Raw genomic sequence first — 14,542 nt, 5'->3', positions numbered from 1 at the left:
GGTGGTGGCCGCCGCCCGCGCCTTGGTGGGAGCGCGGTTCCGCCTGCACGGGCGGCTGCCCGAACGAGGGCTGGACTGCGTCGGGCTGGCGGCGCTGGTCCTGGGACGGGCGGCGCCGGAGGGATATGGGCTGCGGTCCGGGGATGAGGGGCAGGCGGCGGACTGGCTGCGGGCGGCGGGTCTGCGGCGGGTCGATGCGGCGCGGGAGGGCGACCTGGCGCTGGTGCGGCCGGGGCCGTTGCAACTGCACCTGATGATCGTCGTGCCGGGCGGGCATGTCCATGCCCATGCGGGCGTGGGGCGCGTGGTGGAGATGCCGGGGCCTTCGCCCTGGCCGGTGCTGGGTTACTGGCGGGCGGAATAGGAGAATCTATGGCGACGATCGTGTTGACCGCCCTTGGCACGGCCATTGGCGGGCCGTTGGGGGGCGCCATTGGCGGGCTGATCGGCAATGCTTTCGACCATGCGGTGCTGTTCAGGCCCAAGGGGGTGGAGGGGCGGCGGCTGAACGAGGTTCAGGTCCAGACGTCGACCTATGGATCGCAGCTGCCCAGGCTGTTCGGGACGCTGCGGGTGGCGGGAACCGTGATCTGGGCCACGGACCTCAAGGAGACGAGGCACAGGAGCGGCGGGGGCAAGGGGCGGCCCAGCGTCACCAGCTACAGCTATTCGGCGAGCTTTGCCGTGGCGCTGTCGGCGCGCGCCGTGCGGTCGGTGCGGCGCATCTGGGCGGACGGCAACCTGCTGCGCGGGGCGGCGGGGGACTTCAAGACGGAGATGGGAGCCTTTCGGCTGCATTCGGGCGGCGAGGACCAGGCGGTCGATCCGCTGATCGCGGCAGCGGAGGGCGTGGGGGCGACGCCGGCGCATCGGGGGATTGCCTATGCGGTGTTCGAGGATCTGTCGCTCGCGGACTATGGCAATCGCATCCCGTCGCTGACCTTCGAGGTGGAGGCTGACGAGGGGCCGGTCGCGATTGCCGGTCTGGCGGCGGAGTTGAGCGGGGGGATGTTGACCGGCGACGGGCTGGGCGCGGTCGCCGGCATGGCGGCGGGCGGCGCGGATGTGGGCGATGCGCTGGCGCCGCTGGCGGAGGCGTTCGGCCTGGCCCTTGTGGCCGAAGAGGCGGGATTGCGCCTGCGGGCGGGGGACGCGGAGGGGGCGATGGTGATCGCCGCCGGGGCGCTGTGCCGGTCCGTCAACGGGCGGGCGCTGAACGGGTGCGAGCATTCGGGCGGCTCGGCGGACAGCGTGCCGGCGGCCTTGTCGGTCCGCTATCACGATCCGGAGCGCGACTATCAGGCGGGCGTGCAGCGCATCGGCCGGCCGGGTCCGGGACGGCTGGAGCAGGGCATCGACCTGCCGATGGCGCTGTCCGGCGAGGAGGCGCGGTCGCTGGTGGCGCGGAAGCTGGGAATGGCATGGGCCGGGCGTTCGACGATGACGCTGCGCTGCGGCTGGGATGCGCTGCGCCATGCGCCGGGCGATGTCGTCGCGGTGGAAGGCGTGCCGGGCCGGTGGCGGATCGAGGAGCGCGAATGGGAGGCGATGGCCGTGCGCCTGGCCTTGAGGCGCGTGCCGGGGGCCGGCGCCGCGATCCCGCTGGGGGCGTCGTCCGGCGCGATGGTGCGGCAGGCGGACAGGCCGCATGGGCCGACCATGCTGATGCTGGCGGACCTGCCCATGATCAGGGAAGGGGTGGCGGCGGCGCCCCTGATCGTCGCGGCGGCGAGCGGCGGCGAAGGGTGGCGCGGCGCGGCGCTGTTCGTGATCGGCGCGACAGGGGAGGCTTCTCCCGCCGGGCGGACGGCGGGCCGCGCCGTGATGGGATGGGCCGACAACGCCTTGCCCGCCGGGAGCGTGACGATGGTCGACAGCATCCATGCTCTCCACGTGACCCTGCTGTCGGCGGACATGGAATTGGCGGGAGCGGACGAGGCGGCGCTGGGCCTGGGGCGCAATCTGTGCCTGGTCGGGCAGGAACTGGTCCAGTTCAGCCATGTCGCGCAGACCGGCGAGGCCAGTTTCCGGCTGGAAGGCCTGCGGCGCGGATTGTTCGGAACCGAATGGGCGATGGCGTCCCATGAAGAGGGTGAGGCTTTCCTGCTGCTGGAGGAGGACCGGCTGGTCGAGCTTGCCCCTTATGGAAGCGGGGCGGAGATTGGCGGCGGCCTTCATGTCTCGGCGGTCGGGGTGGGCGACAGCGCGCCGGCCGATGCGCTGTTGACGATAAGGGGGGAGGCGGTGGTGCCGCCTTCTCCCGTGCATGTCACGGCGCGGGGGGATGGGACCGGCGGCTGGATCGTCGGCTGGACGCGGCGCGGCAGAGGCGGATGGCGCTGGACCAGCGGGACCGATGTGCCCCTGGGCGAGGATCGGGAGAGCTATCAACTGCGCGTGTCGGCAGGGTCGACGGAACTGCGGAGGATCGTCACCGACCGATCGCCCTGGACCTATGATGCCGCGGCGGTGGCGGAGGATATGGGCCATCCGGGCGAACTGGCGGTCGAGATCCGGCAGGTCGGCACCTATGCGCTGGGCCGCGCCGCGCGCATCGTTCTGGCGGGCTGATGCCGGCCCTTTGAAGAAAAGGACAATCGAATCATGACGATGGACTCGACGCTTCGCTGGGCCTTGCCCCAGCTCTTTGCCGGGCAGGCGCAGAAGGAGCTGTTTCATAACGAGGCGCTGGCGCGGATCGACATGCTGCTGCACGGCGCGGTGGAAAGCGCCGACCAGGACGAGCCGCCCGCATCGCCGGCGGTCGGCGCATGCTGGATCGTGGCCGCCGGGGCGGGCGGCGCCTGGGAAGGGCAGGATGGGGCGCTGGCCTGCTGGACGGAAGGGGGGTGGCGTTTCGCCGCGCCGCGCGAGGGCCTTTCGCTGTGGGTCGCGGACAGGGGGCATGCGATGCGTCATGACGGGGCGCATTGGGAGGATTGCGCCGTGCGGGCGGACGGGTTCTATGTCGGCGGGGAACGGGTCGTGGGCGCGGCGGCGGCGGCCATCGCCGATCCCGCGGGCGGCGCGACCGTCGACATGGAGGCGCGTTCGGCCCTTGCCGCAATTCTGGGCGCGTTGCGAACACATGGCCTGATCGCGACCTGAGCCGGCTGTGGCTTTTGATGGGGCGGCCCCTTGCCGAAATTGCCTTTGCGAATGAGGGGCCAAGGGCAGGACGGCGGCGTAACTGCGTTATTTTTGCAACAGTTTTGCCAATTGTGGACTTGCCATGAAACTTTCTAGCCGATACAGGGTTTCAGCAGTCCTTCGTGACACTTTTGAAAGGGGAATTCAGATGCGGAAGCTTGCCCTCGCGGCTGTGCTTGCGACCAGCGCCCTGGCCACCCCGGCCTTGGCGCGTGACAATAGCTGGTATGTCGGCATCGACTCCGGCGTTGTTCTCGTCGAAGATCAGGACATCACTTTCACCCCCGGCAACGCTGGCGCCGCCAGCAACACGGTCGCCGGCGTGGACTACCACAAGGGCTTCGACGGCGACGCCGTGATCGGTTACGACTTCGGCGGTTTCCGCCTGGAAGCGGAAGCCGGTTACAAGCGCGCTGAAGTCGACCTGGACAAGAGCGGTTTCGGCGGCGCGGCTTCGGCCCTGTCGTTCATGCTGAACGGCTTGCTGGACTTCGGTCCCGATGACGGCCTGCAGGGCTTCGTCGGCGGCGGCGTCGGCGTGTCGCGCGGCAAGCTGGCCAACGACCTGGTCAACGATTCCGACACCGGCTTCGCCTGGCAGGCGATCGCTGGCGTCCGCTATCCGCTGACCACCAACGTGGACGTCTCGCTGAAGTATCGCTTCTTCAACCAGGACGACATCAAGCTGGTTCCGGCCTACACGACCATCGGCGGCCCCGCCGGTTCGTCGGTCGACACCAAGCTGCGCACCCACAGCCTGCTGCTGGGCCTGACCTACAACTTCGGTGGCGAACCGGCTGCTCCGCCGCCGCCTCCGCCGCCTCCGCCGCCCCCGCCGCCTCCGCCCCCGCCGCCTCCGCCGCCGGTGGCCGAGTGCAGCCCTGGGCCGTACATCGTCTTCTTCGAATGGGACAAGTCGGACATCACGCCTGACGCCGCCACCATTCTGGACAATGCGGTTTCGGCCTACAGCAACTGCGGCAGCGCCCAGGTCATGCTGGCGGGTTATGCGGACCGTTCGGGTTCGGCCTCCTACAACGTCGGCCTGTCCCAGCGCCGCGCCGATGCCGTCAAGGCCTATATCTCGTCGAAGGGCATCCCTGACGGCGTGATCACGACCCAGGCGTTCGGTGAATCGAACCCCCGCGTCGAAACCGCCGACGGCGTTCGCGAACTGCAGAACCGTCGCGTGGAAATCACCTACGGTCCGGGTTCGGGTCAGTAAGATTTTCCATCCTTCGGGATGGAAGAGGATCGAGGGGCTGGTCGCAAGACCGGCCCCTTTTTCCATGCGGTTTGTCCGCGGAGGAGAGGTAGCGAAGCCAGCCGTGATTGGCTTCGCACGAAATGGCCGGTGTTCCGTTCGGGCTGGGCCACGCCGCCCCGAATGCAGGGTGTGAATGCAAGCCGGCGGGATTGGGCTGCTGTCGAGCCGCGTGTCTTGTTCGAGCGCCTGGCGGGAGTTGGTCCTGGCTTTGGCCCGGCGGAGCGATCGGAACGAAAAGCTGTGACATTTCGGACCGCCTAGGCAACAAAAGACCGTCATGCCGCGTTCGCCTGGCAGCATTCCTCTGGGAGTTGGATCATTATGAAAATTGCCGCAATTCTTCTGGCATTGCCCATGGCCGCCATGGCGTCGGGTTGCGCGACCGGATCGTCGGCGACGGCGCCGGTCGGCGATGCCGCCGCGCCTGTCGCCCATGCGAAGCTGCTGGCCGGAGACGGATCGCCACGAGGAGAGGCGACCGTGACCCAGGCCGCCGATGGCCTTCACGTGCTGGTGCGCGGCCAGGGACTGACGCCGGGCATGCATGCCGTGCATGTCCATACCGCCGGAAGCTGCACGCCGCCCGACTTCGCCAGCGCGGGCGGGCATTGGAATCCGACCGGACACAAGCATGGCAAGGATAATCCGGCGGGCATGCATATGGGCGACATGCCCAACATGATCGCGGGCGCCGACGGTGCGGGCGAGATGGAATATGTCATTCCGGGCGGGACAGTCAGTTCGGGAACGACTCCCTTGCTGGACGGCGATGGCGCGGCGGTCGTCATCCATGCGCAGGCCGATGACAACAAGACCGATCCGGCGGGCAATGCCGGTGGGCGCGTGGCCTGCGGCGTCTTGTCTGCGGGATAGCTTTCGCGGGCGATGGATCGATTTCGGTCTGTCGGAAAGGGCGCTTCTCTTCTTCAGGAAAGAAGGGGGCTTCGACAGGCTCAGCCTGAACGGGGATAGGGGTGGTCCTGCACGCCGTAGCGTTCGATCATGTGGTAGGTCGAACCTGTCTGGCCTGGCTGGCTTTCATACAGGGCGAATTCGTCGACCGTGAAGGGCGCGCTTGCGAGGGCGGCGTGGAGGGCCATGAACGGTTCCATCGGACCGGCTGTCCGGCCGAAGCGCGCCAGGGTGATGTGGGGCAAATAGCTTCGATTGTCGGGAGGAAGGCCGATGCGGACGCAGGCGCGGTCGACCTTTCGATGAAGTTGCGCGAGGGGGTCGCGGGGCTGCACGCCCGCCCAGAGCGTGTGGACCTGGCCCTTGCGGTCGAAGCAGCCGACGCCGGACAGGGCGATTTCGAACGGCGAAAAGCGGATATGGCCCAGCGCGTCGGCCAGGTCGTCGGCCTGCGGGCGGTCGACTTCGCCCACGAAGCGAAGGGTGAGATGCAGTTGGTCGTCATCCTGCCAGCGCGCCCCGGCGATGCCATGCATCAGGCCGAGCAATCGGACGCGGATGGCGGGCGGGGGGCGGATGGCGACGAAAAGACGGTGCATGCTCCTGTCATAGCGGCTTCGTCGCAACGAGTCAGGCTGCGGTCCGTGCTTGAATATGGCGCGGGATAAGCCGATAATAGGGAAACCGGCTGCTATCCCGCCGGTGAAGGAGATTTTCTCATGGCCAATTGGTCCGATCCGCGTTCTGACATTGCGGGTTTTGGCGGCGCGACCGTCGCGCGCGGGGAGGCGTATGACGCTGGCCTGCGCAGCTATATGCTGTCGGTCTACAATTATATGGCGAGCGGCGTGCTGCTGACCGGCGTGGTCGCGATGCTGTTCGCGTCGAGCGGCCTTGCCTACCAGATATTGGCCGGGCCGGGCATATTGAAATATGTCATCATGTTCGCGCCGCTGCTGTTCGTGATGACCATGAGCTTCGGCATCAACCGGCTGTCGACCTTTGCGATGCAGGCGATGTTCTGGGCCTATGCGGCGGTGATGGGTCTGTCGCTCTCCTCCGTCCTGCTGGTCTATACCGGCACGTCGGTGGCGCAGACCTTCTTCGCAACGGCGGCGGCTTTCGCGGGGCTGAGCCTGTGGGGCTATACGACGAAGCGCGACCTTTCGGGCTTCGGCACCTTCCTGATCATGGGCGTGGTCGGCTTGCTGGTGGCGAGCCTCATCAACCTGTTCCTGCGGTCGGGCCCGATGAACCTGGTGATCAGCTTCATCGGCGTGCTGCTGTTCGCTGGCCTGACCGCCTATGACACGCAGAAGATCAAGAGCATCTATGCCCATGTCGCGGGGACCGACATGATGGGCAAGTCGGTGGTGATGGGGGCGCTGAACCTCTATCTCGACTTCATCAACATGTTCCTGTTCCTGTTGCGCTTCATGGGCAGCCAGCGGGACTGAGGGCGCCATTGCAAGATTGGGGAAAGGCCCGGTGGAGAGGTTCGCCGGGCCTTTTTGTATTGGAGGACAGCATATGGGGCGTAACGGACTGGCGGAGGAAAAGAGGCGCTACCTGCGCAATTCCCCTCCACCAGCCTTCGGCTGGTCCCCCTCCCCATCGAAAGATGGGGAGGATTTTTAAGGTTTTTGCATCTGGGCGATGAGGGCGTTGTCCATCTCCTTCTGCCGTTTATAGGCCGGGCGTTCGCGCAGGCGGGCGGCATAGGCTTCGAAGACGGGGCGGCTGGGGATCGTGCCGAAGGTCAGGCCCCAGTCGATCTGCGAACCGACATAGACGTCGGCGGCGGTGAACTGGCCGCCGCAAATCCAGCCGGGGCCTGAGACGGCATGTTCCAGCGTGTCGACCATGGTGTCGAACGTGCCGTAGCCCGCCGTTCGTTCCCGGCCTTCGGGAACGACGAAGCCGAGCGCCTTGTTGATGACGGCCGCTTCCACCGGGCCGGCGGCGAAAAACAGCCAGCGATAATAGTCGGCGCGCCTGTCCGTCGGCGGCGCGAGGTTCGCGGCGGGAAAGGCGTCCGCCAGATAGGCGCAGATCGCCGCGCATTCCGTGATCGTCCTGCCGCCATGGACGATGGCGGGAACCTTGCCCATCGAATTGATCGCCAGATAATCGGCGGACTTCATGCCGCCTTCGCCATAATCCAGCACGACCATCTCATAGGGTTGGCCGACCTCCTCCAGCATCCAGCGGGCGATCTGTCCCCGCGACATCGGGTTGGTGTAGAGGGTAATGGTTTCAGCCATGGCATGCTCTCCTGCGATCGGCGGGCGTCGTTCGGGATCGGGCGAGGCTGTTCCATGGACCGGCCATGGCGAGCGGCGGCGCGGATCAGGGAAGCGGCCCGATAGTCCCGTCCGGTTCATTACCATCGCTCAAGAAAAAGGGCGACCCGTCGGGCCGCCCTTTTTTCCTTCATTCTTCGACCCTTTACTTGGCCGATTCCGCAGGCTTCGACCGGCCGCGCTTCTTGCCCTTCTTGGGGGCGGCGGGGGTGATTTCGAAGGCCAGCGCGTCGTCCTTCAGCCGGACATGGACTTCGCCGCCATGGACCAGCTTGCCGAACAGCAGTTCCTCGGCCAGCGGCTGCTTGATCTTCTCCTGCATCAGGCGGCCCATCGGGCGCGCGCCGTACAGCTTGTCATAGCCGCGCTTGGTGAGCCAGGCCTTCGCCTCGTCGTCCAGGGTGATGTGGACGTCGCGGTCGGCCAGTTGCAGTTCGAGCTGGAGCACGAACTTGTCGATCACCCGCGCCACGATTTCCGGCGGCAGATAGCCGAAGGGAACGATGGCGTCGAGGCGGTTGCGGAATTCGGGGGTAAAGAGCTTCTTCACCGCGTCTTCCTGCGCATCCTCGCGGGTGAGTTCGCCAAAGCCGATGCTTTCCTTCGCCATGTCCGACGCGCCGGCATTGGTGGTCATGATGAGGATGGTGTTGCGGAAATCCACCGTCTTGCCGTGATGATCGGTCAGCCGGCCATTGTCCATCACCTGGAGCAGGATGTTGAACAGGTCCGGATGCGCCTTCTCGATCTCGTCCAGCAACAGGACGCTGTGCGGATTCTGGTCCACCGCATCGGTCAGCAGGCCGCCCTGGTCATAGCCGACATAGCCCGGAGGGGCGCCGATCAGGCGGCTGACCGAATGGCGTTCCATATATTCCGACATGTCGAACCGCTGGAGCGGAATGCCGAGCAGATGGGCGAGTTGCCGCGCAACCTCCGTCTTGCCGACGCCGGTGGGGCCGGAGAAGAGATAGTTGCCGATCGGCTTGTCCGGATCGCGCAGGCCCGCTCGCGACAGCTTGATCGCGGAGGACAGCACCTCGATCGCCCGGTTCTGGCCGAAGACGACGCGCTTGAGGTCCGTGTCGAGCGTTTCCAGCACCGATTTGTCGTCGGCCGAGACGGTCTTGGGAGGGATGCGGGCCATGGTCGCGATGACCTGCTCGATCTCCCTGGGAGTGATGGTCTTCTTGCGCTTCGACGGCACCACCAGCATCTGCATCGCGCCGACCTCGTCGATCACGTCGATCGCCTTGTCCGGCAGCTTGCGATCGTTGATGTAGCGCGCCGACAGTTCCACCGCCGCCTTGATCGCGTCGGGGGTGTATTTGACGTGGTGATGCTCCTCGAACGCGCTGCGCAGCCCGGCCAGGATCTTGATCGTGTCCTCGACCGTGGGTTCGTTGACGTCGATCTTCTGGAACCGGCGCAGCAGGGCGCGGTCCTTCTCGAAATGGTTGCGGAACTCCTTGTAGGTGGTGGAGCCGATGCAGCGGATCGTGCCGCCTGACAGGGCAGGCTTGAGCAGATTGGACGCATCCATCGCGCCGCCGCTGGTCGCGCCGGCGCCGATGACGGTGTGGATCTCATCGATGAAGAGGACCGCGTGCGGCATCTTCTCCAGTTCGGTGACGACCGCCTTCAGCCGCTCCTCGAAATCGCCGCGATAGCGGGTTCCGGCAAGCAGCGCGCCCATGTCGAGCGAGTAGATCACCGCTTCCTTGAGGACGTCGGGAACCTCGCCCTCCACGATCTTGCGCGCCAGGCCTTCCGCGATGGCGGTCTTGCCCACGCCCGGATCGCCCACATAGAGCGGGTTGTTCTTCGACCGGCGGCAGAGGATCTGGATCGTCCGGTCGACTTCGGAAGCGCGGCCGATCAGCGGGTCAACCTTGCCCCGCGCCGCCTTCTCATTGAGGTTGACGGTGAACTGCTCCAAGGCGCTGTCCTTCTTGCCCTTGCTGTCCTGCGTCTTCTTTTCCTCTTCGGCGGCGCCCTTCGTCTCGCGCTGCTGCTCGGGGACGGCGGTGCCCTTGCCGACGCCGTGGCTGATGTAGCTGACGGCGTCCAGGCGGCTCATGTCCTGCTGCTGGAGGAAATAGACGGCGTAGCTCTCCCTCTCGGAGAAAAGCGCGACGAGCACATTGGCTCCCGTCACTTCGTCTTTTCCGGAGGACTGGACATGCAGGATGGCGCGCTGGACCACCCGCTGGAAGCCGCTGGTGGGGGAGGGGTCGCTGGCCCCTTCCACCTTCAGGCTGTCGAGTTCGGTGTCCAGATATTGCGTCACCGCGTCGGACAGTTCGCCAAGCTCCACGCCGCAGGCCTGCATCACCTTCGACGCATGTTCATCGTCGATCAGCGCGAGCAGCAGATGCTCCAGCGTCGCATATTCGTGACGGCGCTCCGACGCGTGGGTCAGCGCGTTATGCAGGGTGGTCTCAAGGGCGGGTGCGAAAGATGGCATGTTCTTTATACTCCTGACCCCCAATGAGGGGTTGTCTTGAACCATATGTCGGCATTGCTCGACGCCGGATCAAGATGGACATCCTGACCGCCGGAATTGCCAGACTGCCCATGCCCGGAGAGACCCTTGTCGGAGTCGCGGAGGGCGGGGCGCGGGTTCATCGCTTGAATAACGCCTCGGCGCTTGCCTTGTGGTTAACGGCGTTATCAATCCTGGATCGGGTGCGGGCGATTTCGCCCTCCAGCGCTTCGATGCGCGCTTCGAGATCGGAAAGGGACAATGGGCCCAGATCCTGTCGGAGCAGTCGGGCCAGCGGATCATCGGCCTTTCGGGGCAGATCGTCATCCATGTCCATGACTTGCAATGTTGACCCTGCGGGCCACTCTGTCAATAAGGCCTTCATTCCGCCCGTCGATTGTGGTGCGGTGCAACATCTGCCGCGAGGGCCGTAATGGCGAATGAAGGCGCAAGGCCGAACGAAATGCCGACTGAAATGACGGCGATCGGCATAGCGGCTCCGGGTGGGCCGGAGGTTCTGGTGCCGCAGCGGCGGCCGGTTCCCGCGCCTGGCCCCGACGAGGTGCTGATCAAGGTGGCGGCCGCAGGGATCAACCGGCCCGACGTGATGCAGCGGCTGGGAAAATATCCGCCGCCGCCCGGCGCGCCGGACATTCCGGGGCTGGAGGTTTCGGGCACCATCGTCGCCGCGGGCGGCAGCGCCGAGTTGCTGATCGGCCGGCGCGTCTGCGCGCTTCTGCCTGGCGGGGGCTATGCCGAATATGCGGTGGCGCCCGCAGGCCAGTGCCTGCCGGTGCCGGACGATTATGACCTGGTCGAGGCGGCCGCCCTGCCGGAAACGCTGTTCACCGTGTGGAGCAACCTGTTCGAGCGCGCCTATGTGGTGGAGGGCGACACCGTGCTGGTCCATGGCGGCACCAGCGGCATCGGCACCATGGCGATCTCGCTCTGCAAGCTGTTCGACATCGCCGTCATCGTGACCTGCGGCAGCGACGGGAAGTGCGAGCAGGCGAAGGCCTGGGGCGCGGACCATGCGATCAATTATCGCAGCCAGGATTTCGTCGAGGAAGTGAAGCGCATCACCGGCGGGCAGGGCGTGCAGGCGGTGCTGGACATGGTGGGCGGGGATTACCTGCCGCGCAACATCCAGTGCCTGGCGGAGGACGGGCGCCATGTGTCCATCGCGACGACGGGCGGACCCAAGGCGGAGGTCTTCATTCCCGCGATCATGAGAAGGCGGCTGACGCTGACCGGATCGACGCTGCGGCCGCGATCCGTGGCATTCAAGAGCCTGGTGGCGGACGAGCTGATGCGGGTGGTATGGGCCTTTATCGAGCAGGGAAGGCTGCGCCCGGCGATGGACATGCGCTTTCCGCTGGCGGAGGCGGCGAAGGCGCATGCGCGGATGGATTCGGGCGATCATTTCGGGAAGATCGTATTGACGGTTTGAGGGGGGAGGCGGGCCTATCCTGTTCCTCCCCATCGAGATGGGGAGGTCTGCGACTGGCCACAACCGTCGCATTTCCGTCACATTCGCTGCGAAATTGTAACATAGAGCCGCTAGGGATTCGCGCCTGAGGGAAACAGCTCAGGGGTCGCATCATGAACGCCGTCACGCGCCTGCCTTTCCTGGCGGAGTTGGACGATGGCGCCGACGACAGGTTCGCCATTCCGGAAAGGGAGGGAACGCGTCGCCGCTATCGCACGATCTGGATTTCGGACATTCACCTGGGCACGCGGGGCTGCAATGCGGGGATGCTGATCGATTTCCTCGACAGCGTCGACAGCGACACCATGTACCTGGTGGGCGACATCATCGACGGCTGGCGTTTGAAGCGCCGCTTCTACTGGCCCGCCGCGCACAATGACGTCATCTGGCGCTTGATGAAGCGGGCCAGGCGCGGCGCCCGCGTCGTCTATATCCCCGGCAATCATGACGAGATGTTCCGCCAGTTCACCGGCCTCAGCTTCGGCGGCGTCGAGATAAGGCGCAAGGCGATCCATGAGACCGCCGACGGCCGCAAGCTGCTGGTGCTGCATGGCGACGAGTTCGACGCGATCATGCTGGCGCACCGCTGGCTCGCCTTCGTCGGCGACGCGGCCTATGCCATGCTGATGCGCGTCAATGTCGTGGTGAACGCGGCGCGCCGGCGCATGGGCCTGCCCTATTGGTCGCTCAGCAAGATGGCCAAGCACAAGGTCAAGAACGCCGTGGAGTTCATCTCCCGCTTCGAGGAGGTGGTGGCGCATGAGGCCGGATCGCGGGGCGTCGACGGCGTGGTCTGCGGCCATATTCACAATGCCGAAATCCGCGAGATCGCAGGCGTCCAATATTATAATGACGGCGACTGGGTGGAGGGATGCACCGCGCTGGTCGAGCATTTCGACGGGCGGATGGAGGTGTTGCACTGGGCCGAGGAGATCGCCCGGCGCGCAGCAGGCGAACCCTCCCGGATCGCGGCCTGACAGGAGCGCCCGCCATGCGCATCATCATCGTCACCGACGCCTGGAGCCCGCAGGTGAACGGCGTCGTCCGCACGCTCCAGACCATGCAGGCGGAACTGGAGAGGATGGGGCATGAGGTGAAGCTGATCTCGCCCGACCTGTTCGGCTCCATCCCTTGCCCGACCTATCCGGAAATACGGCTGGCCTTCGCCCGTTCGGGCGTGGTGGGGCGGATGATCGCGGCTTTCCGTCCCGACGCGATCCATCTGGCGACCGAAGGGCCGCTCTGCCTGGCGGCGCGGCGCTGGTGCCTGCGCGGCGGCATCCGCTTCACCACCGCCTATCACACCCATTTCCCGGACTATGTGGCGCAGCGCACCGGCCTGCCCGCCGCCTGGTTCTGGCGTTATATCCGCTGGTTCCACGGCCCGGCCGAAGCGGTGCTGGCGTCGACGCCGTCGGTACGGCGGCAATTGCGCGCTCATGGGCTGGCGCAGGTCCGCCCATGGGGCAGGGGAGTGGACCTGGCCGCCTTCACGCCGCAGGCGACGCCGCCCGCCTTCTTCGCCGGGTTGCCGCGCCCGATCCAGCTTTATGTCGGCCGCGTCGCGGTGGAGAAGAATCTGGAGGCTTTCCTGGCCAGCGGCCATCCCGGCGCCAAGCTTGTGGTAGGCGACGGTCCGGCCCGCGCCATGCTGGAAAAGGCCTATCCGCAGGCGCATTTCCTGGGACCCATGTTCGGAACCGAACTGGCCGGGGCCTATGCGGGCGCGGACGTCTTCGTCTTTCCCAGCCGCACCGACACGTTTGGGCTGGTGATGATAGAGGCGCTGGCCTGCGGCACGCCGGTCGCGGCCTATCCGGTCACGGGGCCGGTGGACATCGTCACCCCGGAAAGCGGCGCCTTGTCCGACCGGCTGGAGGACGCCATCGCCGCCGCGCTCCTCTGCGACCGCAGCGCCTGCGCCGCCCATGGCCGGAGCTTCAGTTGGGAACGCAGCGCGCGGGAATTTCTTGCCGGCCTGCACAATATCGATCCCCAGGCGCTCGACAGCGCGGCCTGACGCTTTTCCTTGCCGGGCGGGGCGGGATGCACTATCTCAGGTCGGGCGTGGCCGCCCTGCTTGGGCGGCCCTTGTCGTTTCATGCCGGAGAATTCCCGTGTCCCAGCCTCTCATGCCCCATGCGACCGCCAGTTGGCTGGTCGACAACACCGCGCTGAGCTTCGACCAGATCGCGGAGTTTTGCGGGCTGCATATCCTGGAAGTCCAGGCCATCGCCGACGATACCGCAGGCACCAAATATACCGGCCGCGACCCGGTGCGCGCCCATGAGATCACGATGGAGGAAATCCACAAGGGCGAGGCCAATCCGGATTACCGCCTGAAGATGCTGAAGGGCCCGGAGCCGGTCCGCCGCACCAAGGGGCCGCGCTACACCCCCGTCAGCAAGCGCCAGGACAAGCCGGACGGCATCGCCTGGATCCTGCGCAACCATCCGGAGATTTCGGACGGCGCCATCGGCAAGCTGATCGGCACCACCCGCACCACCATCGCTGCGATCCGCGACCGCACCCACTGGAACATCTCCAACATCGTGCCCAAGGATCCGGTGACGCTGGGTCTCTGCTCGCAGCGGGAACTGGACGCGCTGGTGACGAAGGCGGCGAAGAAGGCGGGCATCGAAGCCCCCACCGATTCGCGCCTGGACGGCGACCGCGAGGCGCTGATCAACGAATTGCGCCGCGAGCGCGAGGACGCCACGCGCCGCGCGGAAGAGGCGCTCAAGAGCGAATCCGACCTGATTTCGGGCGCCGCGAAGATCCTCGATCCGTTCAGCGACAACAAGGGTCACCTGTGATGCCGTAACGTCAATCCGCTCCGCGCGGAGGGACGAGATAAAGCACCGCAGCAAGGGCCGCGCCTCGGCATGAGGCGCGGCCCTTGCTGCGGTGCTTTACGCTTGCGTAAAGGGAAAGCG

General features: G+C 66.3%; 14 protein-coding genes. 10 read left to right on the top strand and 4 right to left on the bottom strand.

Annotated features, from left to right (window positions below):
• Positions 1-4: 4 nt before the first annotated feature.
• The 5 genes from SIDU_RS08240 to SIDU_RS08220 all read left to right on the top strand — a co-directional run bounded on the left by SIDU_RS08240 (position 5) and on the right by SIDU_RS08220 (position 5,290).
• Positions 5-364: a hypothetical protein gene (locus tag SIDU_RS08240; RefSeq protein ID WP_007684080.1), complete on the top strand. Its 360-nt coding sequence runs from the start codon at positions 5-7 to the stop codon at positions 362-364.
• Positions 365-372: 8 nt separating this feature from the next.
• Positions 373-2,571, top strand: coding sequence for a phage tail protein (locus tag SIDU_RS08235; RefSeq protein WP_007684078.1), 2,199 nt, complete (start codon positions 373-375; stop codon positions 2,569-2,571).
• A 33-nt stretch (positions 2,572-2,604) separates the two neighbouring features.
• On the top strand, positions 2,605-3,108 hold the full coding sequence (locus SIDU_RS08230; protein WP_007684077.1) for a DUF2793 domain-containing protein: 504 nt from the start codon (positions 2,605-2,607) through the stop codon (positions 3,106-3,108).
• A 190-nt stretch (positions 3,109-3,298) separates the two neighbouring features.
• Complete coding sequence (locus SIDU_RS08225) at positions 3,299-4,375, top strand: OmpA family protein (RefSeq protein WP_007684075.1); 1,077 nt, start codon at positions 3,299-3,301, stop codon at positions 4,373-4,375.
• Between the two features lie 363 nt (positions 4,376-4,738).
• Positions 4,739-5,290 carry a superoxide dismutase family protein gene (locus SIDU_RS08220; protein WP_025772754.1) on the top strand — a complete coding sequence of 184 codons (552 nt, stop codon included), beginning with the start codon at positions 4,739-4,741 and terminating at the stop codon, positions 5,288-5,290.
• Positions 5,291-5,370: 80 nt separating this feature from the next.
• On the opposite strand, the gene thpR is transcribed toward SIDU_RS08220, so the two are convergent.
• Positions 5,371-5,928 carry an RNA 2',3'-cyclic phosphodiesterase gene (thpR, locus tag SIDU_RS08215; RefSeq protein WP_007684072.1) on the bottom strand — a complete coding sequence of 186 codons (558 nt, stop codon included), beginning with the start codon at positions 5,926-5,928 and terminating at the stop codon, positions 5,371-5,373.
• A 120-nt stretch (positions 5,929-6,048) separates the two neighbouring features.
• Between thpR and SIDU_RS08210 the strand changes: the two genes are divergently transcribed.
• Positions 6,049-6,786 carry a Bax inhibitor-1/YccA family protein gene (locus SIDU_RS08210; RefSeq protein ID WP_007684070.1) on the top strand — a complete coding sequence of 246 codons (738 nt, stop codon included), beginning with the start codon at positions 6,049-6,051 and terminating at the stop codon, positions 6,784-6,786.
• 177 nt (positions 6,787-6,963) lie between these two features.
• Here the strand turns inward: SIDU_RS08210 and SIDU_RS08205 are convergent, their stop codons facing one another.
• From SIDU_RS08205 to SIDU_RS08195, 3 genes are all read right to left on the bottom strand, one after another.
• Complete coding sequence (locus SIDU_RS08205) at positions 6,964-7,593, bottom strand: glutathione S-transferase family protein (protein WP_007684068.1); 630 nt, start codon at positions 7,591-7,593, stop codon at positions 6,964-6,966.
• Between the two features lie 184 nt (positions 7,594-7,777).
• Positions 7,778-10,099 carry an ATP-dependent Clp protease ATP-binding subunit ClpA gene (gene clpA, locus SIDU_RS08200; RefSeq protein ID WP_007684066.1) on the bottom strand — a complete coding sequence of 774 codons (2,322 nt, stop codon included), beginning with the start codon at positions 10,097-10,099 and terminating at the stop codon, positions 7,778-7,780.
• A gap of 157 nt (positions 10,100-10,256) precedes the next feature.
• Complete coding sequence (locus SIDU_RS08195) at positions 10,257-10,454, bottom strand: DUF1192 domain-containing protein (RefSeq protein ID WP_007684063.1); 198 nt, start codon at positions 10,452-10,454, stop codon at positions 10,257-10,259.
• A 126-nt stretch (positions 10,455-10,580) separates the two neighbouring features.
• Between SIDU_RS08195 and SIDU_RS08190 the strand changes: the two genes are divergently transcribed.
• The 4 genes from SIDU_RS08190 (at position 10,581) to SIDU_RS08175 (ending at position 14,422) form a co-directional block, all read left to right on the top strand.
• Positions 10,581-11,567 carry an NAD(P)H-quinone oxidoreductase gene (locus SIDU_RS08190; protein WP_007684061.1) on the top strand — a complete coding sequence of 329 codons (987 nt, stop codon included), beginning with the start codon at positions 10,581-10,583 and terminating at the stop codon, positions 11,565-11,567.
• 152 nt (positions 11,568-11,719) lie between these two features.
• A complete protein-coding gene (locus SIDU_RS08185) occupies positions 11,720-12,583 on the top strand; it encodes a UDP-2,3-diacylglucosamine diphosphatase (protein ID WP_007684059.1) in 864 nt (287 codons plus the stop codon).
• 14 nt (positions 12,584-12,597) lie between these two features.
• Positions 12,598-13,626, top strand: a complete 1,029-nt coding sequence (locus SIDU_RS08180; protein ID WP_007684056.1) for a glycosyltransferase family 4 protein — start codon at positions 12,598-12,600, stop codon at positions 13,624-13,626.
• Positions 13,627-13,738: 112 nt separating this feature from the next.
• Positions 13,739-14,422, top strand: coding sequence for a DUF1013 domain-containing protein (locus SIDU_RS08175; protein ID WP_007684054.1), 684 nt, complete (start codon positions 13,739-13,741; stop codon positions 14,420-14,422).
• The last annotated feature ends 120 nt before the right edge of the window (positions 14,423-14,542 follow it).

The sequence above is a fragment of the Sphingobium indicum B90A genome, assembly GCF_000264945.2.
GTDB classification, from domain to species: domain Bacteria; phylum Pseudomonadota; class Alphaproteobacteria; order Sphingomonadales; family Sphingomonadaceae; genus Sphingobium; species Sphingobium indicum.
The sequence above is the reverse complement of the archived record's forward strand: the minus strand, read 5'-3'. Positions and strand labels throughout refer to the sequence as shown.

What these genes read in the sequence shown, in the direction of transcription:
- SIDU_RS08225 (WP_007684075.1), top strand. Translation starts at nt 3,299, where the DNA reads ATGCGGAAGCTTGCCCTCGCGGCTGTGCTTGCGACCAGCGCCCTGGCC.
- SIDU_RS08190 (WP_007684061.1), top strand. Translation starts at nt 10,581, where the DNA reads ATGCCGACTGAAATGACGGCGATCGGCATAGCGGCTCCGGGTGGGCCG.
- clpA (WP_007684066.1), bottom strand. Translation starts at nt 10,099, where the DNA reads ATGCCATCTTTCGCACCCGCCCTTGAGACCACCCTGCATAACGCGCTG.
- SIDU_RS08205 (WP_007684068.1), bottom strand. Translation starts at nt 7,593, where the DNA reads ATGGCTGAAACCATTACCCTCTACACCAACCCGATGTCGCGGGGACAG.
- SIDU_RS08230 (WP_007684077.1), top strand. Translation starts at nt 2,605, where the DNA reads ATGACGATGGACTCGACGCTTCGCTGGGCCTTGCCCCAGCTCTTTGCC.
- SIDU_RS08175 (WP_007684054.1), top strand. Translation starts at nt 13,739, where the DNA reads ATGCCCCATGCGACCGCCAGTTGGCTGGTCGACAACACCGCGCTGAGC.
- thpR (WP_007684072.1), bottom strand. Translation starts at nt 5,928, where the DNA reads ATGCACCGTCTTTTCGTCGCCATCCGCCCCCCGCCCGCCATCCGCGTC.
- SIDU_RS08210 (WP_007684070.1), top strand. Translation starts at nt 6,049, where the DNA reads ATGGCCAATTGGTCCGATCCGCGTTCTGACATTGCGGGTTTTGGCGGC.
- SIDU_RS08235 (WP_007684078.1), top strand. Translation starts at nt 373, where the DNA reads ATGGCGACGATCGTGTTGACCGCCCTTGGCACGGCCATTGGCGGGCCG.
- SIDU_RS08195 (WP_007684063.1), bottom strand. Translation starts at nt 10,454, where the DNA reads ATGGACATGGATGACGATCTGCCCCGAAAGGCCGATGATCCGCTGGCC.
- SIDU_RS08220 (WP_025772754.1), top strand. Translation starts at nt 4,739, where the DNA reads ATGAAAATTGCCGCAATTCTTCTGGCATTGCCCATGGCCGCCATGGCG.
- SIDU_RS08185 (WP_007684059.1), top strand. Translation starts at nt 11,720, where the DNA reads ATGAACGCCGTCACGCGCCTGCCTTTCCTGGCGGAGTTGGACGATGGC.
- SIDU_RS08180 (WP_007684056.1), top strand. Translation starts at nt 12,598, where the DNA reads ATGCGCATCATCATCGTCACCGACGCCTGGAGCCCGCAGGTGAACGGC.